Annotated in this window: 17 protein-coding genes; 9 read left to right on the top strand and 8 right to left on the bottom strand. The window is 61.6% G+C overall.

Annotated elements, in window-relative coordinates:
* Positions 1 to 25 precede the first annotated feature (25 nt).
* On the top strand, positions 26 to 502 hold the full coding sequence (locus tag AC13EY_RS17890; RefSeq protein WP_228247085.1) for a chemotaxis protein CheW: 477 nt from the start codon (positions 26 to 28) through the stop codon (positions 500 to 502).
* Between the two features lie 10 nt (positions 503 to 512).
* Here AC13EY_RS17890 and AC13EY_RS17885 read toward each other — a convergent pair whose 3' ends face one another.
* Both AC13EY_RS17885 and ompR read right to left on the bottom strand, forming a co-directional pair.
* Positions 513 to 1,748 carry an ATP-binding protein gene (locus AC13EY_RS17885; protein ID WP_088276153.1) on the bottom strand — a complete coding sequence of 412 codons (1,236 nt, stop codon included), beginning with the start codon at positions 1,746 to 1,748 and terminating at the stop codon, positions 513 to 515.
* A 68-nt stretch (positions 1,749 to 1,816) separates the two neighbouring features.
* The gene (gene ompR / locus AC13EY_RS17880; protein WP_088276071.1) at positions 1,817 to 2,539 is read right to left on the bottom strand and encodes an osmolarity response regulator transcription factor OmpR; all 723 of its coding nucleotides are present in this window, start codon (positions 2,537 to 2,539) and stop codon (positions 1,817 to 1,819) included.
* 193 nt (positions 2,540 to 2,732) lie between these two features.
* Between ompR and AC13EY_RS17875 the strand changes: the two genes are divergently transcribed.
* The 3 genes from AC13EY_RS17875 to gshA all read left to right on the top strand — a co-directional run bounded on the left by AC13EY_RS17875 (position 2,733) and on the right by gshA (position 7,127).
* Positions 2,733 to 5,063 (top strand): Tex family protein, encoded by a 2,331-nt coding sequence (locus AC13EY_RS17875; RefSeq protein ID WP_228247084.1) that lies wholly within the window; start codon positions 2,733 to 2,735, stop codon positions 5,061 to 5,063.
* Positions 5,064 to 5,067: 4 nt separating this feature from the next.
* A complete protein-coding gene (locus AC13EY_RS17870; RefSeq protein ID WP_088276073.1) occupies positions 5,068 to 5,472 on the top strand; it encodes a PaaI family thioesterase in 405 nt (134 codons plus the stop codon).
* A gap of 77 nt (positions 5,473 to 5,549) precedes the next feature.
* Positions 5,550 to 7,127, top strand: a complete 1,578-nt coding sequence (gene gshA / locus AC13EY_RS17865; protein WP_228247083.1) for a glutamate--cysteine ligase — start codon at positions 5,550 to 5,552, stop codon at positions 7,125 to 7,127.
* Positions 7,128 to 7,155: 28 nt separating this feature from the next.
* On the opposite strand, the gene AC13EY_RS17860 is transcribed toward gshA, so the two are convergent.
* Entirely contained in the window at positions 7,156 to 7,560 is a 405-nt protein-coding gene (locus tag AC13EY_RS17860; protein ID WP_228247082.1) for a flagellar basal body-associated FliL family protein, read from the bottom strand.
* Between the two features lie 173 nt (positions 7,561 to 7,733).
* Between AC13EY_RS17860 and AC13EY_RS17855 the strand changes: the two genes are divergently transcribed.
* Entirely contained in the window at positions 7,734 to 8,711 is a 978-nt protein-coding gene (locus AC13EY_RS17855; protein ID WP_088276076.1) for an NADPH:quinone oxidoreductase family protein, read from the top strand.
* Positions 8,712 to 8,893: 182 nt separating this feature from the next.
* Here AC13EY_RS17855 and trmL read toward each other — a convergent pair whose 3' ends face one another.
* The 5 genes from trmL to glnA form a co-directional block, all read right to left on the bottom strand.
* Positions 8,894 to 9,358, bottom strand: coding sequence for a tRNA (uridine(34)/cytosine(34)/5-carboxymethylaminomethyluridine(34)-2'-O)-methyltransferase TrmL (trmL, locus tag AC13EY_RS17850; protein WP_088276077.1), 465 nt, complete (start codon positions 9,356 to 9,358; stop codon positions 8,894 to 8,896).
* A gap of 288 nt (positions 9,359 to 9,646) precedes the next feature.
* On the bottom strand, positions 9,647 to 11,089 hold the full coding sequence (gene ntrC / locus AC13EY_RS17845) for a nitrogen regulation protein NR(I) (RefSeq protein ID WP_088276078.1): 1,443 nt from the start codon (positions 11,087 to 11,089) through the stop codon (positions 9,647 to 9,649).
* 123 nt (positions 11,090 to 11,212) lie between these two features.
* A complete protein-coding gene (gene glnL, locus AC13EY_RS17840; protein ID WP_228247081.1) occupies positions 11,213 to 12,292 on the bottom strand; it encodes a nitrogen regulation protein NR(II) in 1,080 nt (359 codons plus the stop codon).
* Positions 12,293 to 12,592: 300 nt separating this feature from the next.
* Positions 12,593 to 13,228 carry a DUF4124 domain-containing protein gene (locus tag AC13EY_RS17835; protein ID WP_228247080.1) on the bottom strand — a complete coding sequence of 212 codons (636 nt, stop codon included), beginning with the start codon at positions 13,226 to 13,228 and terminating at the stop codon, positions 12,593 to 12,595.
* 144 nt (positions 13,229 to 13,372) lie between these two features.
* On the bottom strand, positions 13,373 to 14,776 hold the full coding sequence (gene glnA / locus AC13EY_RS17830) for a glutamate--ammonia ligase (RefSeq protein WP_228247079.1): 1,404 nt from the start codon (positions 14,774 to 14,776) through the stop codon (positions 13,373 to 13,375).
* Positions 14,777 to 15,087: 311 nt separating this feature from the next.
* Between glnA and thiI the strand changes: the two genes are divergently transcribed.
* From thiI to AC13EY_RS17810, 4 genes are all read left to right on the top strand, one after another.
* A complete protein-coding gene (gene thiI, locus AC13EY_RS17825; RefSeq protein WP_228247078.1) occupies positions 15,088 to 16,542 on the top strand; it encodes a tRNA uracil 4-sulfurtransferase ThiI in 1,455 nt (484 codons plus the stop codon).
* A gap of 297 nt (positions 16,543 to 16,839) precedes the next feature.
* Positions 16,840 to 18,651 carry a translational GTPase TypA gene (gene typA / locus AC13EY_RS17820; protein ID WP_228247077.1) on the top strand — a complete coding sequence of 604 codons (1,812 nt, stop codon included), beginning with the start codon at positions 16,840 to 16,842 and terminating at the stop codon, positions 18,649 to 18,651.
* Positions 18,652 to 18,827: 176 nt separating this feature from the next.
* Positions 18,828 to 21,698 carry a sensor histidine kinase gene (locus AC13EY_RS17815; protein ID WP_228247076.1) on the top strand — a complete coding sequence of 957 codons (2,871 nt, stop codon included), beginning with the start codon at positions 18,828 to 18,830 and terminating at the stop codon, positions 21,696 to 21,698.
* Entirely contained in the window at positions 21,688 to 22,746 is a 1,059-nt protein-coding gene (locus tag AC13EY_RS17810; RefSeq protein WP_228247075.1) for an HD domain-containing phosphohydrolase, read from the top strand. Before AC13EY_RS17815 ends, AC13EY_RS17810 begins: the two co-directional genes overlap by 11 nt.
* Positions 22,747 to 22,970 lie beyond the last annotated feature (224 nt).

Genomic DNA, 22,970 nt, shown 5'->3' with positions numbered 1-22,970 from the left:
TTGATCATCTTGAGGAAATGCGGACATGGCGTCTGATGCGCTTGAAACACTGAACAGTCTGATCGTGCCGTTGCGTGAGCGGCTGTTGCTGCTGCCCAACGTGGCGGTAGCAGAACTGGTGGGTTATCGTCTGAGCGAAGAGGCAAGCGGCGGGCCAGACTGGTTTCTCGGGCGGACACTATGGCGGGATCAGCCGGTGCCGATGGTCGATCTTGACCTGTTGATGGGCGAGGCTGCGGCAATCCCGCAGGTGCAGCCGCGGACGCTGATTCTCAACGCCATTGGCGGTACGCCGGGCGTGCATTTCATCGCTCTGCGGGTCTGGGGGATTCCCCGGGCGCGCAAGTTGCAACGTGCCGATCTGACGGCGACCGCTGGTGCAACCGAGTGGACATTGCAGCAGGTGAGCCTGAGCGACGAGCCGGAGGACCTGCTGATTCCCGACCTGCAGGCACTGGAGCGGGTGCTGGATCAGGCCGGGCTGCTGCGCCGGGCAGCTTGAGCGACCGGGTTCAGTCGGTCAACGGGAAGCTGAGGCGCGCCTCGGTGCCGCCGCCGACGCGGTTCAGCAGTTGCACGCGGGCACCGTGGCTGTCGGCAATGCGTTTGACGATGGCCAGGCCCAGGCCGGTCCCCTTGGTCGAGCGGGCCTGATCGCCACGGATGAATGGGCTGAACAGGGCATCGTTCTCCAGAATCTCCACGCCGGGGCCGCGATCCAGCACGCTGACCGTAAGCTGGCGCTGGGCGCCGACGCGATTGACGTAGGTGCAGACCTCCACACCCTTGCCGCCATGCACCAGTGCATTGTCGATCAGGTTGATCAGCACCCGCTTGAGTGACAGTCGGCGAAAGGTCAGCAGCGGTACCTCGGCCAGACACAGTCGCACGACCTCGCCATTGCTGTTCAGCGGCGCTACCACCTCGCGAATCAGTTCGTTTATGTCGCCCTCTTCGGTCGGTTCGGCACTGCCATCGCGGATGTAGCTCATGAACTGTTCAAGGATGGCGTCCATGTCCTCAATGTCGCGAATCATGCCATCGGTCAGTTCGGGCTCTGCATCCGACAGCAGCTCGGTCGACAGGCGCATCCGGGTCAATGGCGTACGCAGGTCATGGGACACGCCGGCCAGCAGCATGGTGCGGTCGCGGTTGGCCTGCTCGACATCCTGGGACATCTGGTTGAAGGCGCGGTAGACCTCGGAAATCTCCGCTGGCGCGCTGGTGTCCAGCAGCCGCACGCTCTCGCCGCGGCCGATACGCTGGGCCGCGCGCTCAAGCATCTTCAGCGGGTGGTTGAGCTGACGGACCAGCAGCCAGGCAGCGGCTGTTGACAGCATGCCGATCAGTACCAGCCAGGTGACTACCAGCCAGACCCGTTGGCCGCGCAGGGGATGGGCATACAGCGGGACCTTGAGCCAGTAGTTGCCATAGATCGGCTGGTGGATCCAGACCGCCGGATGGTCCTGGGTTTGCACCCGTACCTCGGTCTGGTCGCCCAGTTCGTCCCGCAGCTGGTGGGTAAAAATGCCGGAGTAGGGCCAGTGCACTTCCCCCTGCGGGACCTGCTCGGGCACCGTGATGCGGATGCCGGTCATCTCTTCGATATCGCGGCGCGCATCCGGACCGCTGGCCCAGTAGGCGCGGACCAGCATCGCGGTGCCGTGACTGTACTGACGGTCGACCAGCAGGTCCTCGTTGCTCAGCAGGTAGAGCAGCGTGAGGATCTGCGAGAACAGTGTGACCATCAGTACCAGCAGAATGGTCCGACCGAAAAAACTCCGTGGCAGCAGCGGGTGCCAGCCGGGGCCGCCCTTCACGTATTCTTGCCGTCCGGCACAAAGACGTAGCCGACGCCCCAGACCGTCTGGATGTAGCGCGGCTTGGACGGGTCGGGCTCAAGCATGCGGCGCAGGCGGGAAATCTGCACGTCGATCGAGCGTTCCAGCGCATCCCACTCCCGGCCGCGAGCCAGCTGCATCAGCTTGTCGCGGGTCAGCGGCTCGCGCGGATGACGCACCAGCGCCTTGAGCACGGCGAATTCGCCGGTGGTCAGCATGTTGACCTCGTCGCCGCGGGTCAGCTCGCGGGTGGCCAGATTGAGGGTGAACTCGCCAAAGGTGACCTGATCGTCGTCGGTGCTCGGGGCGCCCGGTACCTGTGGCGCCTGCCGGCGCAGCACGGCCTTCATGCGGGCAACCAGTTCGCGCGGATTGAACGGCTTGGGCAGATAATCGTCGGCACCGATCTCCAGACCCTGAATCCGGCTGGTCTCATCGCCCTTGGCCGTCAGCATGATGATCGGCGTGGTGTTGCCCTCGGCCCGCAGGCGTGCGCAGGCGCTCATGCCGTCTTCGCCGGGCAGCATCAGATCGAGCACGATCAGCGAGTAGATTTCACGGGCCAGCAGACGGTCCATCTGTGCCACATCTTCCACGGCGCGAACGCGATAGCCCTGCTCGCCGAGAAAGCGCTCGAGCAGCCGCCGCAACCGCACATCGTCATCGACAATCAGGATTTTTTCGCCTTCGTCAGCCATGTATCACCTATTGGAGTGAATGAGCCTGCATTGTGACCCAGCCCCCGTAGCTTGCGGGCTGGCCATTGTTACAAGAGGTTTCTTTTTACCCTGTTATGGCGCCATCATCCAGCCGCTTTATGAAGGCCGACCAGAGCCTCTGTGTCGGGTATACTGCCCGCCCTGTCATAGCCAAGAGTGGAAGTGTCCTACCATGCAGAGTATCGCCTCGCGCATCGCCAGCGAACTGGCGGTTCGCCCCGAGCAGGTCGCCGCTACCGTCAGCCTGCTGGATGAGGGCGCCAGCGTTCCGTTTATTGCCCGTTACCGCAAGGAAGTAACCGGCAGTCTGGACGACACCCAGTTGCGCTACCTCGAAGAGCGCCTGCGCTATCTGCGTGAACTGGAGGACCGTCGTGCTGCGGTGCTGTCGAGCATTGCCGAACAGGGCAAGCTGAGCCCCGAGCTGGAACGCGACATTCGCGAGGCGGACACCAAGACCCGGCTGGAAGACCTGTACCTGCCCTACAAGCCCAAGCGCCGTACCAAGGGCCAGATCGCCATCGAGGCAGGCCTGGAGCCGTTGGCTGACGCGCTGTTTGCCGACCCGACGCTGGATCCGGAGAGCACTGCTGCCGGTTATGTTGACGCCGACAAGGGCGTAGCGGACGCCAAGGCAGCTCTGGACGGGGCCAAGTACATCCTGATGGAGCGCTTTGCCGAGAACGCCAGTCTGCTGGAGCGTCTGCGCAGCGCGCTGCGTGACGACGGTCGGGTGGTGTCCCGTGTGGTCGCCGGCAAGGAGCAGGAAGGCGCCAAGTTTGCCGACTATTTCGAATACGACGAGCCGCTGAAGAAGGTGCCGTCCCACCGCGCGCTGGCGATTCTGCGCGGCCGCAACGAGGGTGTATTGAGCATCGCGCTGGAGCTGGGCGACGCCGAACCGGCACCCGGCACCATGCATCCCTGCGAAGCGCTGGTGGCCGAGACCGTTGGCATCGTCAATCAGGGACGCGCCGCTGATCGCTGGCTCAACGAGGTGGTGCGCTGGACCTGGCGGGTCAAGCTGCTTGGTCACCTCGAAACCGAATTACTGGGCGAGCTGCGAGAAGCCGCCGAAGACGAGGCGATCCGCGTATTCGCCAGTAACCTGAAAGACCTGCTGCTGTCGGCGCCGGCCGGCCCGCGCGTTACCCTCGGGCTCGACCCGGGCTTGCGTACCGGGGTCAAGGCGGTAGTCGTTGATGCTACCGGCAAGCTGCTCGACACCGCCACCATCTTCCCCCATGCGCCGCGCAATGACTGGGACCGCTCGCTGGCAACCCTGGCAGCGCTGTGCAGCAAGCATCAGGTTGACCTGATTGCCGTCGGCAACGGCACGGCATCGCGTGAAACCGACAAGCTGGCCGCCGACCTGATCAAGCTGTGCAGTGGCCAGAAGATGCAGAAGGTGATGGTCTCCGAGGCGGGTGCGTCGGTGTACTCGGCGTCGGAGCTGGCGGCACGCGAGTTCCCTGATCTGGACGTGACCTATCGTGGCGCGGTGTCCATTGCTCGTCGCCTGCAGGATCCGCTGGCCGAGCTGGTGAAGATCGAGCCCAAGGCGATCGGTGTTGGCCAGTATCAGCACGATGTTTCTCAGGTGAAGCTGGCGCGCGGGCTGGACGCGGTGGTCGAGGACTGTGTGAACGCCGTTGGGGTGGACCTGAATACCGCGTCCGCGGCGCTGCTGACCCGGGTCTCCGGCCTGAACCCGAGCATCGCCCAGAACATCGTCGATTACCGCGACAGCCACGGCGCTTTTCGCAACCGTCGTGAGCTGCTCAAGGTCAGCCGCCTCGGTGAAAAGACCTTTGAGCAGGCCGCGGGCTTCCTGCGTGTGATGAACGGCGATAACCCGCTGGATGCCTCGGCAGTGCACCCGGAGGCCTATCCGCTGGTCGAGCGGATCGCCGAGCAGACCGGCCGCGATGTCCGGGGTCTGATTGGCGACTCGGCGTTTCTGCGCAAGCTTGAGCCGGCGCGCTACACCGACGAACACTTCGGTATCCCGACCATTACCGACATCCTGCGCGAGCTGGACAAGCCCGGTCGCGATCCGCGCCCCGAGTTCAAGGCGGCCGAATTTCAGGAAGGAGTCGAGAGCCTGAAGGACCTCAAGCCGGGCATGACGCTGGAAGGGGTGGTTACCAACGTCGCCAACTTCGGTGCCTTCGTCGATATCGGCGTGCATCAGGACGGTCTGGTGCATATCTCCATGCTCTCGCACCAGTTCGTCAAGGACCCGCGTGACGTGGTCAAGGCCGGTGATATCGTCAAGGTCAAGGTGCTCGAGGTGGATATCCCGCGCCAGCGCATCAGCCTGACCATGCGCCTTGACGACAAGCCTCAGCCTGCCGGTGAGCGTCAGCAGCCAGGTGAGCGCAATCGTGGCCGGCAGAGTGCGCCGCGCGGTAATGCCGGCGGCAACAATACCCGCCCGACCGACGCGGGCGGCACCTTCGCCAACCTGTTTGCCAATGCCAAGAACCTGAAGAAGAAATGATCCCATGAGCGAATTGCATCCGGCATTGGCCGCCTTTGCTGCCGAGCGCAGCAGCGCGTTCACCGCCCTGGTGGGCATCGAGTTTGCGGCCATCGAGCGCGGGTTGTGCACCCTGCGTCTGCCGATCGACGACAAGCACTTCAATTCCACCGGCCGGGTGCATGGCGGTGTGGTGTTTACCCTGCTGGACTCGGCGATGGGCGCCTCGGCGTTCAGCGTGCTGGAGCCGCATGAAAGCACCGCCACCATCGAGTGCAAGATCAACTACACCCGAGCAGTCACCGGCGGTGTGCTGGAATGCACCGGCAAGGTGATGCATGCCGGTACGCGCACCATCGTCGTGGACGGCGAGGTGTGGCAGGATGGCGTGCTGGTAGCCAAGTGCCTGGGCACCTTCGCCCGTATCTGAGCGAGCCCCGGTGGCCTTTCTATACTGATCAAACGGATCGACGGCATGCGTCGATCCATTGCCTGAGGAGTGACGCCTTGTCACCACTGCTCCGTGAACGCCTCGCCCTGCTGGCGACACCCGCGAACCGCTCATTGCTGAGCGAATGTCAGCACGGTATCGAAAAGGAAAGTCTGCGCATCTCCGCCGACGGGACGCTGGCGCAGACGCCGCATCCGCCGGCGCTGGGCTCGGCGCTGACTCATCCACGGATCACCACCGATTACTCCGAAGCGCTGCTGGAACTGATCACCCCGGTCAGCCGGCAAATCGACGAGCTGTTCGGCCAGCTGGACGAAATTCACCGCTTTACCTACAGCGCTCTGGGCGAGGAGCGGCTGTGGACCGAGTCCATGCCCTGTCGTCTGCCAGCCACCGACGAGGAGATTCCGATCGCCTGGTATGGCACCTCCAACGTTGGCACCCTGAAATACGTCTACCGGCGCGGGCTGGCGGTGCGTTACGGCAAGGCCATGCAGTGCATCGCCGGCATTCACTACAACTTCTCGCTGCCGCCGCAGCTGTGGCAGGTTTTGCAGGCACAGGAGGGCGACACCCGCAGCGCGCAGGACTATCAGTCCGAGCGTTATTTTGCGCTGATTCGCAATTTCCGCCGCTACGCCTGGTTGCTGATGTACCTGTTCGGCGCCTCTCCGGCGGTGTGTGCCAGCTTCCTGCAAGGGCGTGATCATCGCCTGCAGCCGCTCGGCGAGCAAAGCCTTTACCTGCCCTGGGCAACCAGTCTGCGGATGAGTGATCTGGGCTATAACAATAACGCCCAGTCCGGCCTGAACGTCTGCTACAACAGCCTCGATAACTACATCAGCAGCATGCTGGACGCAATCAGCCTGCCTTACGCCCCCTATGCGGCGCTGGGTACCCACGACGCCAGCGGCCAGTGGCAGCAGCTCAATACCAATCTGCTGCAGATCGAAAACGAGTTCTACAGCCCGATCCGTCCCAAGCGGGTTGCCAACAGCGGCGAGAAGCCGGTGCATGCCCTGCGTGAGCGCGGAGTCGAGTATATCGAGGTGCGCTGCCTGGATATCGACCCCTTCGTGCCGCTCGGAATCGAGCCGGCGACGGCCCGCTTCCTCGACAGCTTCCTGCTGTACTGTGCTATCAGCGACAGCCCGCAGCTGAGCGACAGCGAATGTGAGCACGCTGCCAACAATTTCAGTCTGGCGGTCAAGCGGGGGCGTGAGCCAGGCCTGATGCTGAACGAAAACGGTCGTGAGCGCAGCCTGACTGAATGGGGTGAAGCGCTGCTCGACGAGATTGCCGGGTGCGCTGCGCTGTTTGATCAGGCCCAGGGCGGCTCGGTGTTTGCAGAGGCGCTGGCGATCCAGCGTGCCAAGCTCAAGGACTCTTCCCTGACGCCCTCGGCCCGGGTGCTTGCGGCGATTGCCGAGCAGGGCGACAGTTTCTTCCGTTTCGCCCTGGCGCAGTCGCAAGAGCACGATGCGTACTTCCGCAATCGCCCGCTGGACGCCGAAGCGCAGGCGCGGCTGGCCGCCGAAGCGGCCGCGTCACTGGCCGATCAGGCCGCGATTGAGGCGGCCGACGATGTTGACTTCGATACCTTTGTGGATCGTTATCTGAGCCAGCAGGCCTGAGACACAGGGGCGCAAGCCCCTGCTGCCGTCACTGCACGATCAGGTTGGTGAACAGCAGGTCGTCAACCAACGGCGCACCTTCTTCCTCTTCCAGCACCGATTGCACGACGGCAAGCGCACTGGCCCGCAGGGCTTCCTTGCCTTCCAGCGTTCCCAGGTTTTCCGGCAGCTGTTCGCTGAACAGAAACACCAGTGCGTTGCGGATCAGCGCATCATGGTAGTGGATGCGCTCCACTGCCGCGGCGTCGTTGGTGCGCAGCGCAACGTCGGCCTTGAGGTACTGAATCTTCGGGCCGCCTCCCAGGGTGCCGACAAACGACGGCTTGAGTTCGACGTATTGGGCGGTCGGTGCGGCGGCGTCTTCTTCGGCCAGGGCCGGGGTAGCTGTCAGCGTCAGGGCCAGCAGCAGGGCATACAGCGGTTTGCAATGCATCGGGTTGAAACTCCATGAAAGTCCGCACAGGATAGCCGAGCCGCCGTTCAGCGCCAAATGCCCGTGTCTTCGGTCTTATGCGTACCTATCACCTCGGGGCATGGTGATTGACCCTGTGGCCCGGTTCGCGACTAGACTGTGGTCAATGTTTAGCTTTAGCCAAGGAGACAACAATGAAAGCGGTACTGTGCAAAGCCTACGGTCCTGCCAGCAGTCTGGTGCTGGAAGAGACCGCCGATCCGGTTGCCAAGAAAAACGAAGTCGTCATCGACATCCATGCTGCCGGCGTCAACTTCCCTGACACCCTGATCATCGAAGGCAAGTACCAGGTCAAGCCGCCGTTTCCGTTCTCTCCGGGTGGCGAAGCGGCTGGTGTGGTGGCCAGCGTTGGCGAGAACGTCAAACACCTGAAAGTCGGCGACCGTGTGATGGGCCTGACCGGCTTCGGCAGCTTTGCCGAGAAGGTGGCAACCGATGCGATGCGCGTGCTGCCGATGCCCGCTGACATGGACTTTGTCACCGCCGCCGGTTTCAGCATGACCTATGGTACTTCCATGCACGCGCTGAAGCAGCGCGGCGAGCTGAAACCGGGCGAAACCCTGCTGGTGCTGGGCGCCTCCGGTGGCGTGGGTCTGGCTGCGGTTGAGCTGGGCAAGGCCATGGGCGCGCGCGTCATTGCTGCAGCCTCCAGTGCTGAAAAGCTGGAAGTCGCCAAGGCGGCTGGTGCCGACGAGCTGATCAATTACAGTGAAGTCAGCCTCAAGGATGCGGTCAAGGAGCTGACCAACGGCCAGGGCGCCGATGTGATCTATGATCCGGTCGGTGGTGACCTGTTCGACGAAGCGGTGCGCTGCATCAACTGGAAAGGCCGTCTGCTGGTTGTCGGCTTCGCCAGCGGCCGTATTCCGGAGTTCCCGGTCAACCTGGCGCTGCTGAAAGGCTCGTCCATCGTTGGTGTGTTCTGGGGTGCCTTTGCTGCCCGCGAGCCGCAGGTCAATCTGGAAAACTTCCAGGAAATGTTCCGCTGGTACAGCGAAGGCAAGCTCAAGCCGCTGGTTTCCAAGACCTTCGAGCTGAACGAGTACGAAGCCGCGCTGAACATTCTCAGCACCCGTCAGGCGGTAGGCAAGGTGGTGGTCAAGACCCGCTGACGCCAGCCGCAGGCTGGCCCTGGCGGGAAGCCACAAGCCACAAGCGGCAAGCTACAAGAAAAACCCGTGCGGTGCTGAATCGCGCGGGTTTTTTCATGGGCCGCGAGGGCACTCTAACCGGTAAATATCATTTGGCAGCATCAGTGTCAGGGACACACTGAGCGGCTTGCGGCTGGGCGCGCTCACAGCGCGCCGTCGTACCCCTGCTGGCGCCAGGCTTCGTAGATCAGGATCGCGGCGCTATTCGAGAGGTTCAGGCTGCGGCTGTTGGCCTGCATCGGGATGCGCAGTACCTGATCGGCTGGCAGGGATTCGCGTATCTCTGCCGGCAGGCCGCGGCTCTCCGGCCCGAACAGGAACAGGTCGCCCGCCTGATACTCGGGCTCACTGAACCAGCGGGTGCCTTTGGTGCTCAGGGCGAACACCCGGTTCGGCTGCACCTGTTCCAGACAACTGGTCAGATCCGGGTAACTGCGCACGGCCGCGAACTCGTGATAATCGAGCCCGGCGCGACGCAGGCGCTTATCATCCAGCTCAAAACCGAGCGGCTCTATCAGGTGCAACTGGCAGCCGGTATTGGCGCACAGGCGGATGATGTTGCCGGTGTTCGGCGGGATTTCGGGTTCGAGCAGGGCGATATGGAACATGGCTGGCGGCTACGCAAGGGCGGAGCGGTAGGCTACCCGGTTCAAGCTTCAAGCTTCAAGCTTCAAGCTTCAAGCCGCAAGCAGTCCGTGGTGCTGCGAGCCTTGGTGTTGGTCTGAAGGCTAGAGGCTGGAAGGGTTTGGGGTTGGGGTTGCTTGTAGCTTGTAGCTTGAGGCTTGCCGCTTGCAGCTCAAAAAAAAGGCGACCCCAGCCTGCCTGAACCGAGGTCACCCCAAATACACCCATTAGTCATTTAGCATCAAGCGTGCCAATTTCTCCGTGGGTGTGCGTTATTCACTTTCATCGTCGTCGGAACCGTCGACATTCATGCCCAGTTCCTTGATCTTGCGGGTCAGGGTATTGCGGCCCCAGCCCAGTAACTGCGCGGCATCGCGGCGTCTGCCGGCGGTGTGCTTGAGGGCGGTTTCGATCATGATGCGCTCGAATGCGGGTACCGCGATATCCAGCAGGTTGGTCACGCCACGGGCCAGTTCCTGGTCGGCCCAGGTGCGCAATCCGTGCTCCCAATGGCCGTCCGGCGCACTGTCCTGGTGCTGGGTGAGCAGTTCCGGGGGCAGGTCCTCGATCAGCACTTCTCGGCTGGATGCCATGACGGTGATCCAGCGGCAGGTATTTTCCAGCTGGCGCACGTTGCCGGGCCACGGCAGGTTGCGCAGATAGTCCTGGGTTTGCGGCTTGAGGGTCTTCGGTTCGACGGCCAGTTCCTGTGCGGCGCGCGCGAGGAAGTGCTGTGCCAGCGCTGGGATGTCCTCGCGGCGTTCGGCCAGCTTGGGAATATGAATGCGGATGACATTGAGGCGGTGGAACAAGTCCTCGCGGAATTTGCCGGCCTGCACCAGGCCTTCGAGGTTCTGGTGGGTGGCGGCAATGATGCGGACGTCGACCTTGATCGGGGTATGACCCCCGACCCGGTAGAACTCACCGTCAGCCAGCACGCGCAGCAGGCGGGTCTGGGTCTCGGCGGGCATGTCGCCGATCTCGTCAAGGAACAGTGTACCGCCGTCGGCCTGTTCAAAACGGCCGCGGCGCTGCACGGCGGCGCCGGTGAACGCGCCTTTCTCGTGACCAAACAGCTCGGACTCCATCAGATCCTTCGGAATCGCGGCCATGTTCAGCGCAATAAACGGGTTGCGCGCACGCGGGCTGTGGCGGTGCAGGGCGTGGGCGACCAGTTCTTTACCGGTACCGGATTCGCCGTTGATCAGTACGGTGATGTTGGAGTGCGACAGGCGACCGATGGCGCGGAAGACTTCCTGCATTGCCGGCGCTTCACCGATGATTTCCGGCGTGCGAGTCTGCAGGATTTCCTCTTCCTGCGCCTCCTGCTCATGGGTGTGGGCCAGTGCGCGGCGGACCAGGGCAACGGCTTCGTCCACGTCGAACGGCTTGGGCAGGTATTCGAACGCGCCGCCTTGGTACGAGGCGACGGCGCTGTCCAGATCGGAATGGGCGGTCATGATGATGACCGGCAGCTTGGGGTAGCGCTCGCGCACGGTAGCCAGCAGGTCCAGCCCGCTGGTGCCGGGCATGCGAATATCGCTGATCAGCACATCCGGATGCTGGCGCTGCAGGCGCGCCAGTGCGGCGTCTGCGCTATCGAAGGCGACCGGATCCATGCCTTCCTGTTGCAATGCCTTCTCCAGTACCCAGCGGATGGAGCGATCGTCGTCAACGATCCAGACATTCTCGGCGCGATTCTGTGAGCGGGTCATAAAGCAGTTCTCCAGGTCCGGTCCAGCCGGCAGGCAGTTGAGGCATTGCGCAGAGGCAGGCATGCGTAGGATCGAGCTGCCGGCGGGGCAGCTGTCGTTGTTCTTCGGAGGCGGCTGGTCATGTCAGTCGGCTCCCTCCTGTTCCAGTGGCAGAAACAGGGTGAAAGTGGTTTCTCCCGGTACGCTGTCGCACTCGATCAGCCCCTGATGCTGGCTGATGATGTTCTGGGTAATCGACAGGCCGAGGCCGGTACCCTCGGCGCGACCGCTGACCATCGGGTAGAAGATGCTTTCGGCAATATCGGCCGGGATGCCGGGGCCGTTGTCGATGACTTCGACCCGGCACACCAGTCGGTAACGGGTCTGGCCGATCGTGAACTGGCGCAGCGTCCGGGTGCGCAGGGTGATCTGGCCCTGTTCGAGCGGGCCGTTGGCGGCGAGTGCCTGCATGGCGTTGCGGACAATATTCAGCAGCGCCTGAATCAGTTGCTCGCGGTCGGCCTGCACGTCCGGAATACTTGGATCGTAGTCGCGCTTGATATGCAGCGCGCCCTGGGTTTCGGCCTCGATCAGGCTGCAGACGCGCTCGGTAATCTCGTGAATGTTGATCGGCCGCAGCGCCGGTGGCCGGTACGGGCCAAGCATGCTGTCGACCAGATTACGCAGGCGGTCGGCCTCTTCAATGATGACGTCGGTGTAGTCCTTGAGACCGTCTTCCGGTAGTTCCCGGGCCAGCAGCTGAGCGGCGCCGCGAATGCCGCCGAGCGGATTCTTGATCTCGTGGGCCAGGCCGCGAACCAGCACTTTGGTTACTTCCTGTTTGGACAGCTGTGCCTCTTCCTTGGTGATGCGCAGCAGGCGATCACGCGGGTACAGCTCCATCAGCAGCCAGTTGCGATTGGCGGCTATGATCGGCGTGACCGAGTAATCCGCCATCATGCTTTGTCCGTTGCTGAGGGTCAGTTGGGCTTCGCGCTTGGTGAAGGGGTGTCCGTTCTGGACTGCGTTGTGCAGTGAGTCCAGTGCCGCTGCACTGTCGGTGAACAGGTCCTGCACGGGCTGCTGATACACCCTTTGCCCGCTGACAGCGAGCAGCATTTCCGCCGCGGGGTTCATGAAGCTCAGGCGCAGGTCGCTGTCCAGCAGCAGTACCGCTGTGGTCAGGTTATCGAGAATCTGGCGTAGAAATCGGTCTGGCAGCATGGCTATATCCGTCGTTTGGGCAGGGAAATGCAAGAAGCGAACCAATTCGGGGCGCATTCGGGGCGACGCGGGCAATCGCTTGCCCATTTGTTTGTCGGCTTGCGTCTGCCATGCCCGGGGGCGTGCGCAGGCCCTGTATTTACTGGCTTTCTTGTTATCGCCGGCTGGCGTTGACAGAGGCTTTAGCCGTTCGTCGGGTTAAGCGTTGTCGGTCAGGCGCATTGCAACGGTGCGCGAATTGGAGTCGCGAGCGACGAGTATGCACCGAAATGGTGCGCTCGTCATTCGGGCTGAGGAGGGTCACGGGGTGCTGGCGGGTGGCTTGGGTACGTTGGGCGCTGTGGGGGCTGCCGGTGCCCGTGGCGCCTGATTCGGTGAGTTGATCCTCCCCGGCTGGTTGAGCGAGGTGCGTTGCACATGCACGGTAATGGGGCTGCTGGCGCTCAGTTCCTCGCCGCTGGTATTGGTGATGACGGCTTCAATCTGGTGCGATCCCCGGTCGAGGTTCGGCAGGGTCAGGCTGGCTTCGGTCTGACCCGAACCCGGCAGCGCCTGTGCTGACAGGGTGCCGTCGACCCGGGCGCGCAGCAGCGCACCGGTGCGCAAGGGAGGATCAATGGCAATGCCGAGAATCAGGTTGCCGTCATTGGCGCGCACGGCACTGTCGTTGGCAGGGCTGGTGATCTCCAGTCGCCGGTAACGGCCCTGGGCGGCAGCCGAGTTGCTGCTGCTCTCGTCGGGCTGATTGTAGGATGGTGAGGGGCGTGGCGGCTCCATTGCGTTTGGGGCGCTGACCTCAATGCGTCTGGCATTGGGTGAGGGCTGGTCCGAGTAGACGGTATTGCCCTCGGCATCAGTCCAGGTATAGATCTCGGCGGTGGCGCTCTGGCTGAAGATCAGGGCACTGCACAGGGCATAGATAAGCGTGCGCGGCATTGTCGTACTCTCCTTGAGACATGCCCCCATGCTGGCACCGTCCGGGAGGGCTGGCAACTGCTCCGGTCTGCCTTGGCGACAGACGTAAAAAAGGGGCGCCCGACCGGGCGCCCCTTTTTGCTGTGACAGTTGCCTGTCTCTGGATCAGACGCTGTAGTACAGGTCGTATTCCAGCGGGTGAACGAAGGTGCGAACCTTGATTTCTTCGGCGCTCTTCAGGTCGATGTAGGCGTCGATGAACTCGTTGGTGAACACGTCGCCCTTGGTCAGGAATTCGCGGTCTGCATCCAGCGATTCCAGTGCTTCCTTCAGGCTGCCGCAAACCTGCGGGATCTGTGCGGACTCTTCCGGCGGCAGATCGTACAGGTTCTTGTCGGCTGCATCGCCAGGGTGGATCTTGTTCTGGATACCATCCAGGCCGGCCATCAGCAGTGCAGCAAAGCACAGGTAGGGGTTGGCTGCCGGGTCCGGGAAGCGCGCTTCGATGCGGCGTGCTTTCGGGCTGGAAACGTACGGGATACGGATGGAAGCAGAGCGGTTGCGGGCGGAGTAGGCCAGCATGACCGGCGCTTCGAAGCCGGGAACCAGACGCTTGTAGGAGTTGGTGGCCGGGTTGGTGAACGCGTTCAGCGCCTTGCCGTGCTTGATGATGCCGCCGATGAAGTACAGGGCGGTGTCAGACAGGCCGGAGTAGCCTTCGCCAGCGAAGGTGTTGGTGCCGTCTTTGGAAATGGACATGTGAACGTGCATACCGGAACCGTTGTCGCCGTACAGCGGCTTCGGCATGAAGGTAGCGGTCTTGCCGAACGCGTCGGCAACGTTGTGCACGCAGTACTTCAGGGTTTGTACTTCGTCGGCCTTCTTCACCAGGGTGTTGAACAGCACGCCGATTTCGTTCTGGCCGGCAGTTGCCACTTCGTGGTGGTGAACTTCAACGGTCAGGCCCATTTCTTCCAGTGCGTTGCACATGGCGGTACGGATTTCGTGGTCGTGGTCGACCGGCGGAACCGGGAAGTAGCCGCCCTTGACGCCAGGACGATGACCTTTGTTGCCAGTCTCGAAATCGGCGTCGGTGTTCCAGGAAGCTTGCTCAGAGAAGATCTTGAACATGGAGCCGGAGATGTCGGACTTGAATTTGACTTCGTCGAATACGAAGAATTCCGGCTCCGGACCAACGAATACGGTGTCACCGATACCGGTGGACTTCAGGTATTCCTCGGCGCGCTTGGCGATACCGCGCGGGTCGCGCTCGTAGCCCTGCATGGTGGAGGGCTCAATGATGTCGCAGACGATGATCAGCGTCGGCTCTTCGGTGAACGGGTCCAGAACGGCAGTGCTGTCATCGGGCATGAGGATCATGTCGGAGGCTTCGATGCCTTTCCAGCCGGCAATCGAGGAGCCGTCGAACATCTTGCCGTCTTCGAAGAAGTCATCATTGACATCACGTGCCGGCATGGTGACGTGCTGCTGCTTGCCCTTGGTATCGGTGAAGCGCAGGTCTACCCACTTCACGTCATGCTCGTTGATCAGTTGCATCGCTTTCGACATGGTTTCCTCCAACAGGAATCTTTTGCCAGACAGCGGGTCTGGCGCCTCATATAACGTCTAGCGGACAGGCCGCCGTTCGGTTGCATTACAAGTGAGCAAAAGGTGTGCCATTTCGGAGCATTGGCTGAAAGCCCCATTCTTGACATCTTCTGCTCCATAAACCGATGGTTCGCACCATTCTGGAGCACCTTGTTGGTGCAGTTGGTGTGGCTAGCGACCCAACTTGGTGCACGTTGCACGCGGCAGTTAGCCGAGCGCCGAGCGCCTGCTGCGCGTATAATGCAGCGCTTTGCGCACGATACGCCAGCCCCATGAAACTGATCATCAAATTTTTCCCGGAAATCACCATCAAGAGCCGCCAGGTTCGTAAACGCTTTGTCGCACAATTGAAGGGCAACCTGAAAAAGGTGTTGTCGGCGGTCGACCCCCAGGCCCGGGTCAACGGGAACTGGGACAGTCTTGAAGTCAATCTGGGGCCTGATGCGGCGCTGCAGCAGCGCTGCATTGAGCGTCTGCGCAACACGCCGGGTATTTCGCACTGCTTCGAGGTGCACGAGTATCCGCTTGGCAGCATCGATGAGTTGATTGAGCTGTGCGTGTCCAGCGTGGGCGAGCAGCTGCGCGGCAAGACCTTCGCGGTGCGCTGCAAGCGGGTGGGCACTCATCCGTTCTCCTCGCAGGACGTGGCGATCAAGGTTGGCAGCGCGCTTAACAGCCGCTGTGGCGCGGCAGGTGTGTCGCTGAAAGATCCTGAAGTAGAAGTGCATGTGGAGATTCGGGATCAGAAAATATATCTGATCCAGGCGCGTCATGAGGGCATGGGCGGCTTCCCGCTGGGCACCATGGAGCCGGTGCTCAGCCTGCTTTCCGGGGGGTTCGACTCCACTGTGGCGAGCTATCAGATGCTCCAGCGCGGTCTGCTGCCGCATTTCGTGTTCTTCAACCTGGGCGGTAGTGCCCATGAGCTGGGCGTGCGCCAGGTTGCCCATTACCTCTGGGAGCGCTACGCCAGCAGTCATCGCCTGCGCTTTGTCAGTGTTCCGTTCGAGGGCGTAGTCGCCGAGATTCTGCAGAACGTTGAAAACAGCCAAATGGGTGTAGTGCTCAAGCGCATGATGCTGCGGGCGGCGGACCGTGTGGCCTACCGTCTGGGTATCGATGCGCTGGTCACCGGTGAGGCCATTGCCCAGGTTGCCAGCCAGACGCTGCCGAATCTGAGCGTTATCGACAAGGCGGCCGAGCGGCTGGTCATTCGTCCGCTGATTACCACCAGCAAGCTGGATATTATTGATGTTGCCCGCCGCATCGGCACGCTCGAGTTTTCCAGCAGCATGCCTGAGTACTGCGGTGTTATCTCGGTGAGTCCGGCCATTCGTACCACAGTGGCGCGGGTTGAAGCGGCCGAAGCATCGTTCAACTTCGAGGTGTTGTCGCAGGCCATTGAAAGCGCGGTTTACAGCGAATGCAGCGAGCTGGGCGAGATGCTCGAGGGTGGTTCTCCGGTCGAGATTGTCGAGCAGGCGCTGACCGGGCAGATCGTGATCGATATCCGTCACCCCGACGAACAGGAACTGCGCCCAGTGCAGCTGGATGGCATCGAGGTGCTGTCGATTCCGTTCTACACCCTCAACAGCCGTTTTGCCGAGCTCGACCCTTCGCGCGCCTATCTGCTCTATTGCGAGAAAGGGGTGATGAGTCAGTTGCATGCCCAGTATTTGCTGGATGAGGGATATGGGAATGTGCGGGTGCTCAGGCCGAAGCGCTAGCGCTCGCGCTCGCGCTACCGCTTGAGCCGCAAGCCGCAAGCCGCAAGCCGCAAGCAAAACAGGGCGTGCCGGGAAGAAGGGCCGGCAAGGGTTGTCAGGCTCTTAATTGGCTTCAACGCTGCAAGAAGCTCTCAGAGGTCAAGAGCGAGCCGGTTTTGCTTCCAGCTTGTGGCTTGCTGCTTGAAGCTCGCGCGCCCGCTTGCACAAAAAACACACACTGTAACCCCCATATCTGTATAATGCCTCCCTCTTTTTTTCAGTATGCCGGCTGTCGCCGCATCACCCAGGACGCCCACAGTGATCGAGAATCTCCGCAATATCGCCATCATCGCGCACGTTGACCACGGCAAAACCACGCTGGTCGACGCTCTGCTGCGTCAATCCGGTACCCTGGATCGTAAGGAACTGGATTCCGAGCGGATCATGGATTCCAACGACCAGGAAAAGGAACGCGGCATTACCATTCTGGCGAAGAACACCGCCATCAAGTGGAACGGCTACAACATCAACATCGTCGACACCCCCGGCCACGCCGACTTTGGTGGCGAGGTTGAGCGCGTAATGTCCATGGTTGATTCGGTACTGCTGCTGGTTGATGCGGTTGACGGCCCGATGCCGCAAACCCGCTTCGTAACCCAGAAGGCCTTCCAGGCCGGTCTGCGTCCGATCGTGGTGGTAAACAAGATTGACCGTCCGGGCGCTCGCCCTGACTGGGTAATCGATCAGGTATTCGACCTGTTTGACAGCCTGGGTGCGACCGACGAGCAGCTGGATTTCCCGTTCGTCTACGCCTCCGCGATCAACGGCATCGCGGGTATGGACCCGGACGAGATGGCCGAGGATCTGACCCCGCTGTTCCAGACCATCGTTGACCGTGTGCCGTCCCCTGACGTTGACCTTGACGGTCCGTTCCAGATGCAGATCTCGGCGCTGGACTACAACAGCTTCCTGGGTGTGATCGGTATCGGCCGCATCCGTCGCGGCAAGGTCAAGACCAACACCCCCGTCACCTCTATCGATGCGCAGGGCAAGAAGCGCAACGGCCGTATCCTGAAGATCATGGGGCACCACGGTCTGCAGCGCGTTGAAGTGGAAGAAGCGCAGGCTGGCGACATCGTCTGCATCAGTGGTTTTGATCCGCTGTTCATCTCCGACACCCTGTGCGACCAGCAGAACGTTGAAGCCATGCCGGCACTGACGGTCGACGAGCCGACCGTAAGCATGACCTTCCAGGTCAATGACTCGCCGTTCGCCGGCAAGGAAGGCAAGTTCGTCACCAGCCGCAACATCAAGGAGCGTCTGGAAAAGGAACTGCTGCACAACGTGGCTCTGCGCGTTGAAGAGGGCGACAGCGCCGACAAGTTCAAAGTTTCCGGTCGTGGCGAGCTGCACCTGTCGGTACTGATTGAAACCATGCGTCGTGAAGGCTTTGAGTTGGGGATCTCCCGTCCTGAGGTAGTCATCAAGGAAGTGGATGGCGAAAAGCAGGAGCCCTACGAGAATGTCACCATCGACATTGAAGAGCAGCATCAGGGTCCGATCATGGAGCAGATGGGCCTGCGCAAGGGTGATCTGGGTAACATGGTTCCGGATGGCAAGGGCCGTATTCGCCTGGAGTATGTTGTTCCGGCACGCGGCCTGATCGGCTTCCGTAACAGCTTCCTGACCATGACCTCGGGTACCGGCATCATCACCAGCACCTTCAGTCACTACGGGCCGATCAAGCAGGGTGACGTGGGCCACCGTCAGAACGGCGTGCTGGTCTCCATGGCAACCGGCAAGGCGCTGACCTACTCGCTGGAAACCCTGCAGGATCGCGGCAAGCTGTTCCTGGAGCCTGGTCAGGAGATCTATGAAGGTCAGCTGGCCGGTATTCACAGCCGTGACAACGACCTGGTCATCAACCCGACCAAGGGCAAGAAGCTCGACAACATGCGTGCTTCCGGCAAGGATGAGACCATCCAGCTGGTGCCGCCGGTCAAGTTCACCCTGGAGCAGGCGCTCGAGTTCATCGATGACGACGAACTGGTTGAGGTAACGCCGAAGTCCATTCGTCTGCGCAAGAAGCTGCTCAGCGAAACCGACCGCAAGCGCGCCAGCAAGAACTAAGGCTGCCGCTGGTAAAGAAACCCGCTCCGGATTCCGGCGCGGGTTTTTTTGCGTCCAAAGGTCGGGGTTGGCGCAATGCCCGACCAATGGCTAGCTTATAAAGGCAAAACAAAAAATTCAAAGTGATATCATTGTGATATCAGATTTTGCGTAACGTACTGCCGTGGGGGCGGATGATGGCTGAAACTAATCGGGTTGGGCTGCAGCGCTGGATATGGCGCGCGTTTGTTCGCAGTGCGCTGATTCCGCTGGTGCTGGTTGAAGCGGCCCTTATTGCCATCTATCTGTTCAGCAACGCGGCCATTCGTGACGAGCAGACTTCCTACCTGCGCCAGGCGGCGCTGACCGAGTTGAGCAGCGCCGCACAGCTTGAGACGCGTGTCATCAACAGCCGTCTTGAGCAGTTGGCCGCGCTGACCGATGGTTATCGCAATCTGGTAGCCGAGGCGCTGGCAAAACCCATGACGTTACCTGATGTCGAGATCGATCGCACCGACAGCGGCGTGATGTTCAGTCCTCGGGATGCCGGCGGCGCTGCGGTTTTCTACTCGGGCGCAACGGCGCCAGAGCGGCAGGACCTGGACAAGGTTCGCCGGCTAACGACGCTGGACCCGGTCATGCGCGAACTGCAGCGCAGCAACCCGCTGATTGCCAGCGTCTACTTCAACAGCTGGGACAGCCTCAATCATATCTACCCCTGGTTCCATACGGCGGAGCAGTATCCGCATGACATGGTCATCCCGGATTACAATTTCTACTACTTGGCCGATGCTGAACATAATCCCAGTCGCGGCGTGGTATGGACCGACGTCTATCTCGATCCGGCCGGGCAGGGCTGGATGATGTCGGCCATTGCACCGGTCTATCGTGGGGATTTTCTCGAGGGTGTGGTGGGTATTGACGTAACCGTCGACGGTATCCTGAGTGAGATCAATGGTCTGCCGGTGCCTTGGGATGGCTATGCCATGCTGATCAGTTCGGACATGAATATCATGGCCATGCCACCGAAGGCAGAGCAGGATTTTGGCCTCCAGGAGCTGACCAGTCACACCTACCAGGAGGCAATTCGCCGCGAGATTTTCAAGCCGGCGGACTTCAACCTGGCGCAACGCACGGAAACCGCCGGGCTGGCCGAGGTGCTGCAAGCCCGTGATCAGGGTGTTGAGCAGTTAAAGCTGAACGACCGGGCACTGCTGGTCGGCTGGGAACGGGTTGAGCAGACTGGCTGGCGGCTGCTGACGGTGGTTGACGAGGAGACTCTGTTCGCCCAGACCAACTCGTTGGCCGAAGAGTATCGCCGCGTCGGTATGTGGCTGATCGCGGGGCTGGTGGCCTTCTACATTGTCTTCTTTGCCTTTCTGTGGGTGCGGGCCCGGGGCTTGACAGCCCGGCTGCTGGCGCCGATCGACGGTATCTCGCGGATGATGACCGATATTGGCGCCGAACGCTGGCGGCCTGCTCCAGTGCGTTCGGAGATCGCCGAGCTGGACGGCATGGCGCAGCATACCCATGAGATAGGCCTGCAACTGGAGCAAAGCCAACAGCACAATCGTAACGCCCAGCAGCGTATTGAGCTGGTACTCGACAGCACCACCGAGAGCATCTGGGAGTGGCATGTTAATGAAAACCTGATCGAGTTGCGCGGACGCTTCTGCGAGCGTTTCGGCTTGCCCCGGGGGGTAATCCCATTCGAGCAGTTCCAGCTGCGTATCCACCCGGATGATCGTACCCGCGTGCGGGACGCCGAGCAGCTAGCCTTGCGCAGCGGCGGTCACTACGCCGCCGAGTTCCGCTTTGCCGACGAGCAGGGGCTGTATCACTGGCTGCTGAGCCGCGGACGGATACTGGAGCGTGATCCGGATACCGGCAAAGTGGTGCTGGTTGCCGGCACCCACGTTGATATTGACGACCTCAAGCACATCGAAAGTGACTTGCGTTCGGCTACCCACGAAGCAGAAGCGGCCAACCTGGCCAAGGCCCGCTTTATCTCCAGCATGAGCCACGAGCTGCGCACGCCATTGAATGCGATTCTCGGTTTCGCCCAGTTGATGGAACTGGATAGTCAGGAGAAGGGCCAGCCCTCGGAGCATGTCGAAGAAATCCTGCTCGCCAGCCGGCACCTCAACACCTTGCTCAGCGACATTCTCGATTGGTCGACGATCCAGGTGGACGCGCGAAGGGTCGAGCGGGTGCCCACCGATGTGGGGCAGATCATGAGTGAAAGCGCCGAGATGGTCCGGCTTGCGATCAGTGAGCAGGGGCTGTCCTTCGAGGTAACGCCTGCACCTGAAGGGTTGACCGTGATGGCTGATCCGCGGCGGCTGCGGCAGGTAATGATCAATCTGCTATCGAATGCCAAGAAGTACAACAGTACCGGCGGGGCGGTGCGGCTCTACTGTGAGGTGCTCGGTAGCCGCCTCCGGCTGGTAGTCGAAGACACCGGCATGGGCATCAAGCCCGAGGATCAGGCGCTGCTGTTTGAGCCGTTCCAGCGCCTGGGTCGAGAGAATACGGCCATTCAGGGTACCGGAATCGGGTTGTCTATCTGCCGGGAATATACCCGTGCCATGGGCGGAGAGATTGGCGTGGACAGTGAGCCGGGCAGGGGCAGTCGATTCTGGGTGGAGCTGCCGCTCAGTTCGGTGCAACCGCTGCCCTCAAGCCACAGGCCGCTCATTTATTGCCTCAGTTCGGATTCGCAGTTGATTGAGCAGATACGTCAGGCGCTGTCGGAGCGGGCGCAGCTGCAGGTCGGCAATGCGGTGACCCTGCTTGATCATGCTGGTGGACAGCCTGTTCCCGCGCTGCTGCTGATTGACAGCGCGGCACTGGATGCCTCGACATTGCCGATGCTCAGGCGCCTGCGGCAGCAGCTGCCGGCCCCTGTACCACCGGTGCTGCTGCTGGCCGATACGCTCGGGTCGGAACTGGTAACCCAGTTGATGAGCGAGTGTCAGGGCCTGGTGCGCAAGCCGGTGGACAGTGATGAGCTTGACGCGCTGGTGAGTGCGCTGTTGACGAAGGGGGAGACGGGCGATGCCCAATGAGGTTTTTCGGCAGGCCAGGGTGGTGGTGATCGATGATGTGCAGGCCAATCTGAGACTGCTTGAATCAAGCCTGCGGACTATGGGGCTGGGGCAGGTGCATGGTTTCAGTGATTCGGCGCTCGGCCTCGAGTGGTTGCAGCAAAACCCCTGGGATCTGTTGCTGCTGGATCTGGACATGCCGGCGCCGGACGGTTTCGCGATTCTGCAGGCGCTGAGTGAGCGCGATCGTACGGCTCAGCAAGTGATTCTGGTCACCGCGCTTGGCGACGCCGCCAGTCGCCGCCGCGGTATTGACCTGGGCGGGAACGACTATCTGACCAAGCCGGTTGATCTGCCGGAGTTGCTGTTGCGGGTGCGCAATTGCCTGCAACTGAGTTATGCCCACCGCCAGCTTGAGCAGGAGCGCGCGGCGCTGGAGGAGCGCGTGCAGGAGCGTACCGCTCGGCTGCGCGACAGCTATCAGGCGGTGATTCGGGCGCTGGCGCGGGCAGCTGACTACAAGGATAACGAGACCGGCAATCACATCATGCGCATCGGCGAGACCGCAGCGCTGATGGCCCGGCAAATTGGTGCGCCGGAAACCTGGGTCGAGCTGCTACGGCTGGCTGCACCCATGCACGATGTCGGCAAGATCGGGATCCCGGACCACATTCTGCTCAAACCGGGCAAGCTGACGCCTGAAGAATTCGACATCATGAAGCAGCATGCGCGCATCGGGCACGCCATTTTGGCTGACAGTGGGCGTTCATCGCTGCTGGAGTTGGCGGCGGAGATTGCCCTCAATCACCATGAAAAGTGGGATGGCAGCGGATATCCTGCCGGACTCAAGGGGGAGGAAATTCCCATCTCTGCGCGTATTGTCGCCCTGTGTGACGTCTATGACGCCCTGCGCAGTTCTCGTCCCTACAAGCAGGGCTGGAGCGTAGAAAAAACGCAGGCATTCATTCTTGAACAGTCCGGCAAGCACTTTGACCCCAGGGGCGTGGAGATCATGGCCGGGCTGTTTGATGAAATTGAGCGCATCAGGGATTCGTTGCGCGACCCCTGACGGGGTTTGGGGCGGCAGCGGGACGGGGGTGGCAACCTGAGGTCCGGCGGCGGGCAACGGGATTCGTTTTCTGCAGACAGAATGCTAGGGAAGGTCTGAATAACTCCCCGAAATCGGCGATAATACATCCATCGCCAAACCTATAGGATTCGTTGCTGCCATGGATCAGATCACCTTCTCCGAAGCCGAGTACCAGACCAAGAAGCGCAAGACGCGTCGCGAGA

It is taken from the genome of Halopseudomonas sp. L-58, assembly GCF_056859475.1.
Note: the sequence above shows the minus strand (reverse complement) of the source record. Positions and strands in the feature narration are given on the sequence as shown.